Here is a 13,626-nt window from a genome sequence, read left to right as displayed (position 1 = left end):
AGGTCGTTGATCCCGGCCGCCAGAGGATCGACATAGCGCTGGGTTGCCCCAATCCGGAGCATATGCAGGATCACCTGCGCGTCCTTGGGATCATTCTTGTCCCAGCCGTTGTGCAGCGCCTCGCGGGTGCGGGCGAGCGCCACGGATGAGACCAGCCGCAAGTCAAAACCAGCTGTGAGCAGGCGGTAGGCCAGCCCGCGGTGATAATCGCCTGTGGCCTCGAAGCCGATGAGCACCGGGCCACCATAGGCACCCAAAGCCTCGACGAGGCGATCGTAATCCGCCTTGGTGCTCAGGATGGTGAGCCGCCGGCGTCGGGCCTGACCGGGAGCCTCGATGAGCACCTCGTGGCGGTGCTTGGCGATGTCGATTGCTACCAGAGTGGCAGGAGCAGGTGTAGAATTGAGATCGGTCATGGTCGGCTGGCCTCCAGCGTGTGTTCAGCGACATCACTGTGAGACCTGCTGGCTGGCCATGACCACCCCGGGCAGCGCGGCTGCGCAACCCGGACCAGCCCCGCCGCGCTGCTTCCCCATGTACTACGGCCCTGAATTCGTCTCGTGCGCTCTCGATCTGTGGGCCTACCAGCACGGGGTTGTTCTGGACTTCTCGCGCCCCGGCAAGCCCACCGACAACAGCTTCGTGGAAGCATTCAACGGCAAAGTCCGGGCCGAATGCATCGATCAGAACTGGTTCTTGTCTCTGGCCGATGCCAGGCTAAAATGTGAGGCGTTCAGACACGAGTACGATTGTGAAAAACCGCACAGCTCGATCGGGCATAAGACCCCGGTCGAGTTCATGAAATCCATCGGAGCTCCCAGCCAGCCGATGGGGTCATGAGGCCGGAAGTTCCGCTCGGCCATGGTCCAGCGTTCGGGGCAGGTCCATGAAGCCGGAAAACTCTAACCGCAGGTGGTCCAAACTTCGGGATCGGTTCAACACCCGCCGAGGCTCTAAACGCCACCGGATGGAACTTCAGTGGCAGGTCAATGGTCAGGCCCTACCCAGACACGCGAAAACGCCCTCCCACATGTCTCAGTCATCCTGCGTATCTGAGTCATGTTTGGCATGAGACGGGCCGCCTTTCACACTGGAACGCTGGCTCGAAACGGGCAGCTAGTTAGATGATAAGGTCTTTAACGGTCGGACTATTTGGCAACCGAAGCGCGATGCCAGTATCAGGGTCAAAGGCATAAGTGACCAGTTCGTTTTTACCCGCATTGAGACTGGATGCCGGAATTCGCGCTCTAAACCCGCATCGCTCCAGTAACGGTTCCTTGAAAGCCTCAGCGACGTCAGGGCGAGAGATCCACGTCACAGCAGATCCAAGAAGCCTTCGATCCTCGTTTGCAACCAGAACGTCCTTATGCGGCATATTCGTCGCTGGGTTACGGCACCAGCCGACGACATATAACCATTCTCCTTCAATCCATTGGCTATCGACGTAGCCCCAAGCTTCGGGACTCTCCTCGAAGCCGCTTACGACCAAGTTCCGTACATCCAAAGCTGCTGTAGCCCCTGTCGGCTCCCGAAGCACACGCCCCTCGCCTCGATGGGTCACTAACATCCATGTGGTAGGGAGTGCTGGCCAATTGACAAGCCGCATCTCAAGGCCAGCATTCTCAACAAGAGACCGCATACCCGCTTCGGTGTAATTTACACAGCCTGGGTAAACCCATTCATTACCTTTGTAATCCTCGGATCCAAGGATAAAATTTACAGCGAAGATGCCTAGTGGGGAAAGGTGCTCCTTTACTCCTTGCAGGCACTGGGTGATCTGGCTCGCAGAAGCATGCGTAAAGATGGACTGTGCGAGCATGTAGTCAAATTTGCGTCCAAACGAGCTGAAGTCATACTTCCAGTTATGGGCGAACAACGGTTGTTTGATCCGCAGGATGTCGCGGCCGAGTTCAGAGTCAATGCCTTGCTGGACAAGCCATTCCTCAGGTTCAAGGCCACAGTAGTGGCCGCTACGAAGATACGGAATAAAAAGCCGCCCTGCCCTCAGCGATCCACAGCCGATATCAAGAAGGTAATGATTGTCCCGCAGTCCGAGTGCGGTTAACAAATTGAATTGGGTCGCAGCCATGATGTCATAACCGCTCGGCGGACCAACGAACGCACGATAATGCTTGTCTCCGGCTGTTAGATCGTCCTGTGCCCTCTGCATATTGCTAATTGCTCACCTTACCCATCCTGTTGAGGACGATCATTACATAAGTTGACCTCTCCCGACAATGTTCATCACCTAGAGTTGCCGTATGATCGATTGGCGCAGGTCCAATGGGTAGGCTCCGTCTTCGCCATGGTCCGCTCGATACTTTATGCGACACTGTTTATGCCCAGTGCTCACCCGTATGCCTCGGTAGACATGAAGTGCCCATGTCAGAGATATAAATAGCCTACGAGGCTACGCCTTGCCACCTTGCACGAGGTAACAGATAAAGAAGTACCACTGTTGAAGTGACCTACTGCATGGAATGAGTTTATGAAATCGCAGGTTTTGGCTGACCTAGGCCCTCTGTATCACTCCTATAGGCTCTTCGGCGTCGACAATGAGCAGTTACCCGGGATTTATGAGCCCAACCAGAGGTGCAAAGAGCCAATTATCTTGGGCTATGTTCATTGGGCTATTGGGAAGTGCCGCACCCATCTAGATACGCCTGTTTCCTTTGCGGAATTGTTCTGTGCCGATGCCTATTACGCCATGGCTGCCAGCTTCTTCGGTGCCACCAGCAGCATCGGCATTGACGATAACCGGCACAATCAATCAAACGAGGCCCCGCAGATCATCGAGCGCCTCGGCTTCAAGAACGTGCGTCTTATCGACCTAGACGTTCAAAACATTGACCAGCTAGAGCCCGTCGATATTGTTGCTAACGTCGGAGGCCTCTACCACGTCAGCAATCCGGCGGAGATCCTCACGAAGTCCTACCAGATGGCCAATCGATATCTCATCGTGCAGAACGTAGTTTCGCTCGCCCGATCAGAGCCAGATTACTTCGAGAGCCCTGCTCCCGGCCTAACATGGGGCTCCCGCTACAGTCGTCAGGGCTTTGAGAGGCTCCTACGGCAGACTGGCTATAAGATCATTGATATGCACTTCAATGAGCTTGAGGGAAACGACCGCCTTGAGGACCGAGGTAGTGTCTATGCCCTCATTGAGAAAACCCAAAGCGAGCCGATTAGGCAACGTGCTCAGAGGTTCTTTGGGAGCCTACGGCTGTCGCTTCGTCCTTAAAAGACACTTGCATATAAGAGCGATGGACGCGAAAAAGCCGCCCAGAGGCGGCTTTTGATGAACAGTCACGTCTTCATGTTTAAAGCGCTGTTGCGGCCTCTGGTCTGCCAGTTGCAGCCGGACGCCTAAACCCATTCTTCCAGTTTAAGGCTGGTTTCTCAATATAGCGCCAAGAGAGCCATGCTAATGGCAGGACGACCAACGTCACCACGAGAGTGAGCATCTCCGCACCGACTGTTTTACCCGATAGGCTGACAAAGCTCTGTTGCAGCGGGAATGCCATCAAGTAAGTTCCATACGACAGGTCCCCTATCTTCTTCGTCAGCACCGGTGCAATGGGCCTCGCGAAGGCTAAGTACATGATCAGATAAGGCATCCCCAAATACAGCGCTAGCGTGGCGTACGAGGTATGACGAGCTGCTACCATCAGCACCAAGCAGATAACCGCGCCGACCCAGGAGAATGGTATGTCATTCCGATGCACCCAAAGTGCAGCGCCGATCAGGAAGTACATACCGTAGTAGGCCAGCTGGTAGAGCTGTGTCACTCCAAACAACACCGGCCCGGCATTACCAAAGCTTAGGCCAAAGACTTTGATTCCAGCTAGCAGCGCGATGGCAGCGGCTGCCGTGACTCCAAGGACCCAGTAGCGCTGCATCAATCCAGCCAGCAGTAGCACTGGCAAGATGACATAGCAGGCCGCCTCAAGCGGGAGGGTCCACAGAGAACCATTGACTCCGCCGCTAATCGGCAGGCCATAGAAAAGCCCAGGTAGCGTGAACTGTGTCCGGTAAGGGATCGCGTTCGTCAGATACGAGTACGTCTCTGCCGAGGCGAAATATTGCTTCAGAGGCACCGTCGTGAAGATGGGCCCGACGATGAAAGCAGTTGCGAAGGCAACAACGGCCAAGGCAGGCACGATCCGCAGGAGGCGGGCTAACGTGTACTCGATCAGGCTCCGGTTCTCGGCCGAGCGTGTGATTAGAAACCCGCTGATGATGAAGAAGATTGCCACGCCGAGTTGACCCGGGTCGTATCCGAAGACCGCGGTGAGCGTGCTTGGCTTGCCTGTCAGTGGGTAGCTGTGCCCGGCCAGCACAAGGAACGCCGCCACCAGACGAATCAAGTTGAAATTGTTTGTACGGTCCTCGAACACACGGCCCAGTGTTTTCACTGTGTCGCCCCCCTGAAAATAGTAGTCTCGTGACTTAACCTATGTCGGGCCAGAGAGGCAATCAGCCCTTCTGAGATAAGGCGCCGCATGGGCATCCAATCTTGGCTTGATGGCATAGACGCCAAGATCACAGCTGCCCACGTTGGACGACCAACATGCTCAGCGGATGCTACGAGGCCAGGCCAGAGTTCCAAGACCTCATTGTCCGATCCTATTCCTGCACTTAAAAATAAGAATTCGAAGCTGATCGCCTGCCTGATCCGAGCCAATACAAGTGTTGTGCCCTCAGGATCCTGAGTGACAGAAGCCTTATAAAATGCAATTGGCAGGGCAAGAACGAAGTCCAAGCGACATGAAGCTGGGCTTTCGATCGTGGCCCTTCCCTCCTGAACTGTGATGATAACTCCACTACTTCGGCCACACCGAGCACTGAAAAGCTCGGCTACGAGGCAGTACGAATGGGCGGCCACTCTCGATATCACAACCTTCTAGCGCAGCCGACAGCAATATCTTTCAACCTAACTGTCTGCCTGTTGTGTACAGGATCAACTCTCAACACAGGATTAAACCCGCTATCCGACTGCAGAAAGAAGGTTGTCTCTTTGTTTCCCGGAGGCTGGTAGATGCTGAACGAGTTCTTTTCCGAAAAGATCGCCGTTCCGACCGGCTGATAGAATACCTGCACTGCGGCTCCGATCTTGATCTGCTGTGTAATCGCGACTTGCAGCACCCTGCAGGTTCGGGCGCCAGCGTCATTCAGCGGAACAATCACTTGAGGATCACGTTGCGATGCGACCGCAAGAGAGCCGTCCGAGGAGAACTTCATGCCCTTCTGTAAGGTAGGAGTTGAGCCCACTTGCTGATCACTCAACCGATAAAGAACATCATCTCCTTCAAACCGGAAGGGTACGTTCAGGTTCTGGTGGACAAGCCCAGGCTCCTGGCTAAGCCGCACAAGCGTTACATCCCCTACGACCTTAACAGAGCCTTCGTTTGGCCATACGGCCATAGTGTTGAACTCGGCTAAGTAGTCAGCGCGCTTGTCGGTTCCTATAGGCTTGAGATTGCCGTAGCCAATCAGGTTCATGAAGGAGATGATTCTGTAGGGGTTGCCCCGATCCCATTCAAAGAATGACTGTCCGACCGTCGACGACAGAATTCGCGGATAGGGAGTCTGAAACTTCTTCTCTCCATAGAAGTCTACAAGGTAGGGTCGGCCTACATCAAACTTGCCGTGTGCTGCTGCAATGCTGGTGTGCACTTGCTGGGCAAGCAGACGATCGTGATCCCTTACCAAGTGATTGGCAGCCTGGAACAGCGAGAGGCTGTACAGACTTCCGAAAATGACGAGAACTGAGACTACGACCCCAACGGCTCTCAGGAGCTGGATCTGCCAGGTGAGCACGAGCGCTCCGCAAAGCCAGACGATATAGGGCACCGCCACCATCGACCGGTAAGCTGCGAACCCCCGCGACAGTGGATGCAATGCAAACGGAGCAGCCAGAATAGCAAAAACGAGAACGATCCCTATGCTCAGAGCAGCCAGACCTCTCCGTGAGCACTGCACCAAGATGGCAGAGAGTCCCCCGAATATGAGAATGCCGACTACATTTCGGTGGCCATATACATCCGGGCTCCCCGAATAGATCTTCCAGAATTCAGAAAGGCTTGAATTCAAAATGCGGGTTGGATTTTCAAAGAACGAACCAACATCAACCAACCCTTGGATATACGAGATCGGGATCGCAAGCAGGTAAAGAAGTGCCATCCAAATCACATAGTAAAGAACCCCGCCCCCAATGATCACTAGTGCCATGACAGCGAGGCTCTTCCAGAACGTTTCCCAAACCCGTGGGATCGTCGGGAGTTTTGTCAGAATTGCGCCAAGCCCAGCGGAGACGATAAAGAACAAAAAAGACTGGTAACAAGCCAGCGCTAATGCAGTCGCACCAACCGACATGCCCAAGTTGTAGGTTTGGCGAAAAACTGAAAATAGTTTGCGCTCAGATACGGAAACCAGTTCTACATAACAATAAACAGCCCAGCATGAGGCGAGCAACCCGACGCCGATGCCGGGGAGGTTGGTATAAAACTCGATTATAAAGAACCATATCGGAAAGGCGGCGAAGAGAGGAAATAGAATATATGCCCACAGATTGCTCCTCTCAAACCTGTGTGATCGCAGCATGAACAGGTACGCGATGACAGCACAGATCCCGAAGAGAACAACCGGAAGATATGGTATTGTTGGTTGTGGGAAGAGAAACAATTCAATCAGGTAGACGGCCCAGCGTCCTTGGGCCACCCACACGGCGGGATCCGTCCGGTAGGCGGCAAACTCTTCATCAATCGAGAGCGGAAATATTCCGAGCTCCGAAAGATACAGTGCGAGAAAGATAAGCATAAGCTTGGAAGCCATTGGAACATATCGATCTATGGTCGATCGAATTGAGTCCCAGATGGTTCTTCCCCTGTCGCTCGTCACGGCATCAGAGACATTGGTCGACAAGGCAGGACTAGATTTATTCATCGCAGCGTATCCAAGAAACAGGCCAGCCGTGCAGGACACCAGGCTTGAGCTTCATCTCTCCTACCCTCAGCAACCGGATTCTGAACTCCGGAGAGGCTCGGCATGTTTCGGTTAGTTCGAAGACCCTAGCGTTCCCAGCCCCGTAAAACGACCCTCATCAGCACGAAATTGAAGATCGTGGTGATCGATAGTGCTCCGAAGATGGCAACGTGCTCAGCACTGAACGTCGTATCCAGGATTTTGACCGTTGCAAGGCCGATGGCGAAACCCAGAAGGTAAACAATTGCCGTTGCGACACGCGCTCCACTCCCTGTTCTTCCGCCCTTGAAGACATGGGAAGGGTAAACAAGAGCGACAAACACCAGACCAACGAGCCAAGCACCCGCATAAGCAGAAGTTGCGGACAGCCAGAACAACAGTACCTGGTAGATGACGACAGTGAAAGCCGTATTAACAAGGCCTGCTCCGAGGAAGCGCCCCGCATCGTTCACGAGCTTTGCGCGCCTATGTTCTCGTACGTGCGATGGGTTCCCCGTCACTGTCCTACCAACCGGTGAAACTCTTCATAATCGCGGATGTAATCGTCTGCCTCGTATGGCCGCGATGCCATGACTAACAGAACGCTCTCGCGGTCGAACTTATATTGGATTCCCCAAACCATTGGCGGAAGGTAGAGACCAACTGAGGGATCGGACAAGCGGATTTCGGCACGGCTCCTACCGTCGTCCACTACGACGGAAACACCACCCTGTGCAGCCACTAGAAACTGCTCGCATTCGCGGTGCGCATGCTCGCCACGAACCCGACTGCTCGCGACGTCGTACACCAAGAAATTCCGGACCGGCACGAAGGGCAACCCCTTTCCGTTCTCGAGAGGGGTGAGGCTTCCACGCATGTCTGAGAAGTTGGGCAACCGCTCGATGAAGCAATTGGAGACGCCCAGTTCGAGGCGGGAGCCGATCTTGGCTCCAAGAGCTTCCGCTCCGCCCACGCGCGTACGCTCGATAGGTGTAGCCTGGCTGCTCCGCGTCTCCTGATAGCCGATGATCACCGCAGGGTTACCGACAACCGTCGCATAAGGCGGCACATCCCGCGTCACGACGGCGCCAGCGCCCACCATAGCACCGCGGCCGATGCGGATGCCTGGCAGAATCGTCGCATTGGCCCCGATAGAAACGTCATCCTCGAGGACGGTCTGCAGGAAGGCCTCGGGATAGATCTTCGAGCGGGGTCTCATGTCGTTCGTGAACGTCGCATTGGGGCCGATGAAGACCCGGTTACCTACGCGCAGACCATCCCAGAGTTGCACGCCGCACTTGATCGTCACATCATCGCCGACAACCACATCGTTCTCGACGAAGACTTGGTCGCAGACATTACAATTCGCCCCAATTCGGGCACCCGGCAGAACGTGAGCGAAAGCCCAGATCCTGGTTCCTGCGCCGACCTGCTTGCTCTCGCAGAGCCCCTTTTCATGCACGAACGGCAAAGCGCCCGGTTTTTGTTCCGTCATGATAATGCTGGCCTCTTTGCCGTGTTCCCATAGGTATAACTGTGTCTAACACCCAAGCCTGTGGCCGGTTTATTCCGGACATCAACTATTTGATCTTTAAGGTTTACCGGTACCTAGCTGATTTGTTTGAGACTCGCAATTCACGACGCGACTAACGATACTGAGCGGTCGCTGCTTAGTGTTCTCGAAAGTTCTCCAGAGATAGGAGCCGATAATCCCCTGCACAGCCAGCGTCAAAGATCCGAAGAACGTAATAAGCAAAACCAGGGTCGTATATCCAGGCTCATGAATAAATCCAAGGATACGCGCGAAAGCAATTACTACACCAAAGAGTAGACTTCCCAAGCATCCAAAAATGCCAATCCACAACACTAAAAGGATTGGCAAGTCCGAGAACGAGAAGATACTGTCCATCATATAGCGGACGCGGCGCGAGAACTTCCAAGCGCTTTCTCCCACCTCGCGCTGCCGCCTTCCATAGGGAACGAACTCTCGTCGAAATCCGATCCAGAACAACTGCGCGATAAGGGAGCTGTTGGGCTCGTGGATCGTCAGGAGCACGTCCCGGGCTTGGCGATTGCATGCGAAGATGTCAACGCCGCCTTTCGGAACATCCCGGATAACAAGCTTGCGGTACAGCCACCAGAAAGCATTTGAGAGCGCATCACGCAGGACTGAATCGTTCCGTCCCGTCCGCTTGCCGAACACCACGTCGGCTCGATCGGCCTCCAGCTCTTCAAAGAAACGTATGATAAGCTCTGGCGGCTCCTGCAGGTCAGCTGCCATGACGGCAAAGTGGTCGCCGGTGGCTCTCTCGAGACCTGTCCGTATCGCCGTGAAGGCGCCGAAATTCCGGCTGTGAAAGACCACTTGGGAGGCGAAGCGAATATCCCGGCTGGCCTCCACCAATCGTTCGCCCGACCGGTCGGGCGAACCATCGATGACGAAGACGACCTCGAGGCGATGGCCGAGAGCAGAGTCAATGTCGTTGAGAGCCGCCACTAGGGATGGGATGTTGTCTTCATTGCGGTATACGGGAATGACAAGCGACAGCCGACCCGTTTTAGCAGGAAGAGCGTTCAGCTCGGCCGAAACCTGATGGCGTTCGTCTGAAGACGTGATCATCGCGTATCCGATCTAGCGCGTTACCGCAACGCGAAGGTGGACAAGGCATGACAGACCCGCGCCACCTCCTCTTCGGTCATGGTCGGGAAGCAGGGCAAGGTGAGAATCTTGTTGACGCTGAGGCGCGACACCTCAAGCCCGGATGGTCCGATCCGCTTGGGACGGTCAGCCCATCCGGGCTGATCGCAATCAAGGACGGGATAGTGGATATCCGTGGCAACCCCATGCGCCTTCAGGTGATCTCTCAATGGCTCGCGGTGGTCTGTCAGGACGACCGCCAGATGGGCAACGGCACCGTTTGGGCTTCGGACGACATGTAGGCCCGCAGGAGCAGCCTTCCCGTAAGCATTGAGAATCGCGAGGCGGCGCGCATTGGCAGCATCGAGGTCGGGAAGAAAGACGGACAGGAAAGCCGCCTGCAGTTCGTCGAGGCGCGAGTTGCGGCCGCCAGCTGCGACGATCCTGTACTTGTCACCCCATCCATATTGCTGGAGCCGGCGGACGGACGCGGCAAGTTCCGCATCGTTCGTCGCCACGCCACCGCCGTCGCCAAGCGCTCCGAGATTCTTGGTCGGATAGAAGCTGAAGGTCGAAATATCGCCGAAAGCTCCAGCCTGCGCCCCACATCCTTTCAGGCCATGCGCCTGTGCGCAATCTTCCAGGATCGGAACATGAGTGTAGCCGGCATCGTTCATGGCCTGGCGCAAGGCTGGAACGTCGATGAGGCCGCCATAGAGATGGGTCGCCACGACGGCAGCCGTCCTGTCTGACAGGGCAGCAACAGCCGAGGGAATGGACAGCAACTGGCTTTCCTGCTCGATATCCGCGTAAACTGGCATGCAACCGGTCAGATAACAGGCCGTGCTCGTATATCCCCCTGCATTCGCGACCGTGACGACCTCCGGCGCAACGGAGACTCGATCTCCTGCCCGGCGGCCTCTTTCGAGCAGCACACGCAATACGATCTCAAGCGCATCGGTGCCGTTGGCCAGACCAACGAAATGCGACACACCGAGATAACCCGCAAAGGCCTCGCAGAATTCCTTGTTCCGTGGGCCATTCAGCCACCAGCCGGAACGAAGCACGTCCAAGGCTGCTTGATCGAGCCGATCAGCGTATGCGGCATACATCCGCTGCAGGTCGTTGAGAGGGATAGTGGTCATCGTTCGCTTGGCTACTCGAAAGAGGGAGTCTAGAGATATATGTAATAAAATTAGCGCTTCGGTTCAGCAATCCTGTATTAGACTGCCCCCTCTGCGATACGGAGCAGATACTGCCCATAGGTGCTCTTGGCGAGCGTTGTCCCGAGCGCGACCAGCTGCTGGCGTTCGATCCAGCCTGCCGTGAAGGCGATCTCCTCGGGACAGGCGATCCGGAAGCCCTGGCGCTTCTCCAGGGCGCGCACGAACTCGGCTGCCTCGACGAGGCTGTCCGGCGTGCCGGTATCAAGCCAGGCATAACCGCGCCCCATCAGCTCGACCTGGAGTTGGCCCATCTCCAGATAGACGCGGTTCACATCGGTAATCTCAAGCTCGCCGCGGGCGGATGGCTTGAGGTTTGCCGCGATATCGACGACCTGACGATCGTAGAAGTAGAGGCCTGTCACCGCCCAGTTGGAACGCGGAACCTTCGGCTTCTCCTCAATCGAAACGGCCCGGCCGTTACGGTCGAACTCGACAACACCGTAACGCTCGGGATCGGTCACGTGATACGCAAAGACCGATGCGCCGGATGTGCGGCTCGCCGCGGAGCGCAGCAACTCTGTCAGGCCATGGCCGTAATAGACGTTGTCGCCCAGGATCAGGACGGACGGACCGCCTGCAACGAATTCGGCTCCAATGATGTAGGCCTGCGCGAGCCCTTCCGGCTTTGGCTGCTCGGCGTAGGATAGGCGGATGCCCCACTGCTCGCCGGTCCCGAGCAGTTGGCGGAAGCGCGGCAGATCATCAGGCGTCGAGATGATGAGAATATCGCGGATGCCAGCCAGCATCAGCGTGGTCAGCGGATAATAGATCATCGGCTTGTCGTAGATGGGAAGCAGTTGCTTCGACGTCACATACGTCATTGGGTGCAACCGCGTTCCGCTGCCGCCCGCCAGAATGATGCCCTTCATCGTATCATCTCCTTGGATACCGGGACCTGTTCACAAGAAGCCCCATGTCCAATCGTCATCTTATGAAAAGTACGCCGGCAGTTCGGCGAGCCGAGGTTGGCGCCGGTCCTTGTCTGACAGAACCGCATCGGCCGGTGCAACAGGCCAATCGATGCCAAGAGCGGTGTCGTTCCAGCGCAGCCCGTGGTCATGTGCGGCAGAGTAATAGGCCGAAACCTTGTAAACAATCTCCGTGTCAGGCTCGAGCGTGCAGAAGCCGTGAGCGAAACCGACCGGAACAAACAGTTGGGAACCGTTCTCGGCAGACAACTCGACGGCGACATGCCTGCCGAAGGTCGGCGATGATTTGCGGATGTCGACCACGACATCAAGGATCCGGCCGCGAACGACCCGAATGAGCTTGGCCTGCGCAAACGGCTCGCTCTGGAAGTGGAGACCTCTGACTGTCCCGGCAACTGCCGAGAGCGAATGGTTGTCCTGCACGAACTCCACGCTGATCCCCGCTTCGGCAAAGCGCTGACGGTTGTAGGTCTCGGAAAAGAAGCCTCGCCGGTCGCCGATGCGCTGCGGATTGATGAGCTTGACATCGGGCAACGCCGTTGGCTCCACTCTCAGCACCCTTTTACTCCTCATCTTTGCTGTCGTTATGACGGCTCACCGAGCGGGCTTCCCCTCCGGGCCTGCAGCCTGGGTTTAGACGGCAACCCCGAGCCGCTCGCCCCGATACACGCCCGAGCGGACACGCTCCCACCACGCCCGATTGTCGAGATACCAAGAAACAGTCTTCCGGAGTCCGGTCTCGAAGGTTTCAGCCGGACGCCATCCCAGTTCGCGCTCAATCTTGCTGGCGTCGATGGCATAGCGCAGGTCGTGGCCGGGCCGATCGGTCACATAGGTGATCAGCTTCTCCCGCGGTCCGATCGCCTGGCTTGGCGCCATCTCGTCGACGAGCTGACAGATGGAGCGAACGACATCGATGTTCGTGCGTTCGTTCCAGCCACCGATATTATAGTTCTCGCCCACCCTGCCCTGTTCAGCCACGAGGATCAGCGCATCCGCATGGTCTTCCACATAGAGCCAGTCGCGCACGTTCTCGCCCTTGCCATAGACCGGCAGCGGCTTGCCCTCCAGAGCATTCAGGATCATGAGAGGGATGAGCTTCTCGGGGAAATGATACGGCCCATAGTTGTTGGAGCAGTTGGTGATCAGGGTCGGCAGGCCATAGGTATGGTGCCAGGCGCGCACGAAATGGTCCGATGCTGCCTTTGAGGCTGAATAGGGCGAATTGGGCTGATATGGGTATTCCTCGTGGAAGAAACCTTCCTCACCCAGGGAGCCGAAGACTTCATCGGTCGAGATGTGAAGAAAGCGGAAGCCATCGCGGCGAACAGAATCCAGCGTGTTCCAGTAGGCCAACGCGGCCTGGAGCAGCGTGAAGGTGCCGACGACATTGGTCTGCACGAACTCCCCAGGGCCGTCGATCGAGCGATCAACATGGCTTTCGGCCGCAAGATGCATGATCACGTCGGGCTGATACTCGTCGATCGTCGCCTGCATCTGCCGAGCATCGGCGATATCGGCCCGCACGAAGTGGTAGCGGTCATTGCCTGCAACGGATTTGAGAGAATCAAGATTTCCCGCGTAGGTGAGCTTGTCGACAACGAGAACCTGATGCGGCGTGCTGGAAATCAGCTTGCGGACAACAGCCGATCCAATGAATCCGGCGCCTCCGGTGACCAAAAATCTCTTTGCCATGACCCCTGCTCTTCTTCATCCCAAACCGCTGAGCATGCCCTAGCGCTTATCTTGGGCATCCCGCTTCCTATATCCCGGGCAGGCTACTAGCGTAAAACAGTAGTATCGTCCACGACTTCCGGATTTACGTCGATCTGAGGGTCAATAGCCCCGACCAAGCCGGTTATTCAACCCT

Annotated in this window: 12 protein-coding genes and 1 pseudogene; 2 read left to right on the top strand and 11 right to left on the bottom strand. The window is 56.2% G+C overall.

Annotated elements, in window-relative coordinates:
* On the bottom strand, positions 1-416 hold a 416-nt coding region (locus JAO75_RS20830), incomplete at its 3' end, for an IS110 family transposase (protein ID WP_199051068.1).
* Positions 417-543: 127 nt separating this feature from the next.
* On the opposite strand from JAO75_RS20830, the pseudogene JAO75_RS20825 reads away from it, so the two are divergent.
* A pseudogene (locus JAO75_RS20825) lies at positions 544-840 on the top strand (integrase core domain-containing protein); the annotation flags it as partial.
* Positions 841-1,120: 280 nt separating this feature from the next.
* Here the strand turns inward: JAO75_RS20825 and JAO75_RS20820 are convergent.
* Positions 1,121-2,089: a class I SAM-dependent methyltransferase gene (locus JAO75_RS20820; protein ID WP_199051066.1), complete on the bottom strand. Its 969-nt coding sequence runs from the start codon at positions 2,087-2,089 to the stop codon at positions 1,121-1,123.
* Positions 2,090-2,488: 399 nt separating this feature from the next.
* Here JAO75_RS20820 and JAO75_RS20815 point away from each other — a divergent pair, with 399 nt between their 5' ends.
* Complete coding sequence (locus tag JAO75_RS20815; RefSeq protein ID WP_199051065.1) at positions 2,489-3,241, top strand: hypothetical protein; 753 nt, start codon at positions 2,489-2,491, stop codon at positions 3,239-3,241.
* Between the two features lie 79 nt (positions 3,242-3,320).
* Here JAO75_RS20815 and JAO75_RS20810 read toward each other — a convergent pair whose 3' ends face one another.
* The 9 genes from JAO75_RS20810 to rfbB all read right to left on the bottom strand — a co-directional run bounded on the left by JAO75_RS20810 (position 3,321) and on the right by rfbB (position 13,451).
* On the bottom strand, positions 3,321-4,415 hold the full coding sequence (locus tag JAO75_RS20810; protein ID WP_199051064.1) for an acyltransferase family protein: 1,095 nt from the start codon (positions 4,413-4,415) through the stop codon (positions 3,321-3,323).
* Positions 4,416-4,893: 478 nt separating this feature from the next.
* A complete protein-coding gene (locus JAO75_RS20805; RefSeq protein ID WP_199051063.1) occupies positions 4,894-6,834 on the bottom strand; it encodes a glucosyltransferase domain-containing protein in 1,941 nt (646 codons plus the stop codon).
* Positions 6,835-7,070: 236 nt separating this feature from the next.
* Entirely contained in the window at positions 7,071-7,436 is a 366-nt protein-coding gene (locus JAO75_RS20800; protein WP_199051062.1) for a GtrA family protein, read from the bottom strand.
* A 44-nt stretch (positions 7,437-7,480) separates the two neighbouring features.
* Positions 7,481-8,458, bottom strand: a complete 978-nt coding sequence (locus JAO75_RS25260) for a WxcM-like domain-containing protein (RefSeq protein ID WP_199051061.1) — start codon at positions 8,456-8,458, stop codon at positions 7,481-7,483.
* Positions 8,459-8,554: 96 nt separating this feature from the next.
* On the bottom strand, positions 8,555-9,583 hold the full coding sequence (locus JAO75_RS20790; RefSeq protein WP_199051060.1) for a glycosyltransferase family 2 protein: 1,029 nt from the start codon (positions 9,581-9,583) through the stop codon (positions 8,555-8,557).
* Positions 9,584-9,603: 20 nt separating this feature from the next.
* Entirely contained in the window at positions 9,604-10,746 is a 1,143-nt protein-coding gene (locus JAO75_RS20785; protein ID WP_199051059.1) for a DegT/DnrJ/EryC1/StrS family aminotransferase, read from the bottom strand.
* Positions 10,747-10,823: 77 nt separating this feature from the next.
* Positions 10,824-11,696: a glucose-1-phosphate thymidylyltransferase RfbA gene (rfbA, locus tag JAO75_RS20780; RefSeq protein WP_199051058.1), complete on the bottom strand. Its 873-nt coding sequence runs from the start codon at positions 11,694-11,696 to the stop codon at positions 10,824-10,826.
* A gap of 60 nt (positions 11,697-11,756) precedes the next feature.
* Positions 11,757-12,314, bottom strand: coding sequence for a dTDP-4-dehydrorhamnose 3,5-epimerase (gene rfbC, locus JAO75_RS20775; RefSeq protein ID WP_199051057.1), 558 nt, complete (start codon positions 12,312-12,314; stop codon positions 11,757-11,759).
* Between the two features lie 75 nt (positions 12,315-12,389).
* Entirely contained in the window at positions 12,390-13,451 is a 1,062-nt protein-coding gene (gene rfbB / locus JAO75_RS20770) for a dTDP-glucose 4,6-dehydratase (RefSeq protein ID WP_199051056.1), read from the bottom strand.
* Positions 13,452-13,626: the final 175 nt, after the last annotated feature.

It is taken from the genome of Microvirga splendida, assembly GCF_016427565.1.
Lineage (GTDB): Bacteria > Pseudomonadota > Alphaproteobacteria > Rhizobiales > Beijerinckiaceae > Microvirga > Microvirga splendida.
Note: the sequence above shows the minus strand (reverse complement) of the source record. Positions and strands in the feature narration are given on the sequence as shown.

Coding starts and splice junctions, on each gene's coding strand:
- rfbA (WP_199051058.1), bottom strand. CDS start 11,696: ATGAAGGGCATCATTCTGGCGGGCGGCAGCGGAACGCGGTTGCACCCA.
- JAO75_RS20815 (WP_199051065.1), top strand. CDS start 2,489: ATGAAATCGCAGGTTTTGGCTGACCTAGGCCCTCTGTATCACTCCTAT.
- JAO75_RS25260 (WP_199051061.1), bottom strand. CDS start 8,458: ATGACGGAACAAAAACCGGGCGCTTTGCCGTTCGTGCATGAAAAGGGG.
- JAO75_RS20790 (WP_199051060.1), bottom strand. CDS start 9,583: ATGATCACGTCTTCAGACGAACGCCATCAGGTTTCGGCCGAGCTGAAC.
- JAO75_RS20785 (WP_199051059.1), bottom strand. CDS start 10,746: ATGACCACTATCCCTCTCAACGACCTGCAGCGGATGTATGCCGCATAC.
- JAO75_RS20805 (WP_199051063.1), bottom strand. CDS start 6,834: ATGGCTTCCAAGCTTATGCTTATCTTTCTCGCACTGTATCTTTCGGAG.
- JAO75_RS20820 (WP_199051066.1), bottom strand. CDS start 2,089: ATGGCTGCGACCCAATTCAATTTGTTAACCGCACTCGGACTGCGGGAC.
- rfbB (WP_199051056.1), bottom strand. CDS start 13,451: ATGGCAAAGAGATTTTTGGTCACCGGAGGCGCCGGATTCATTGGATCG.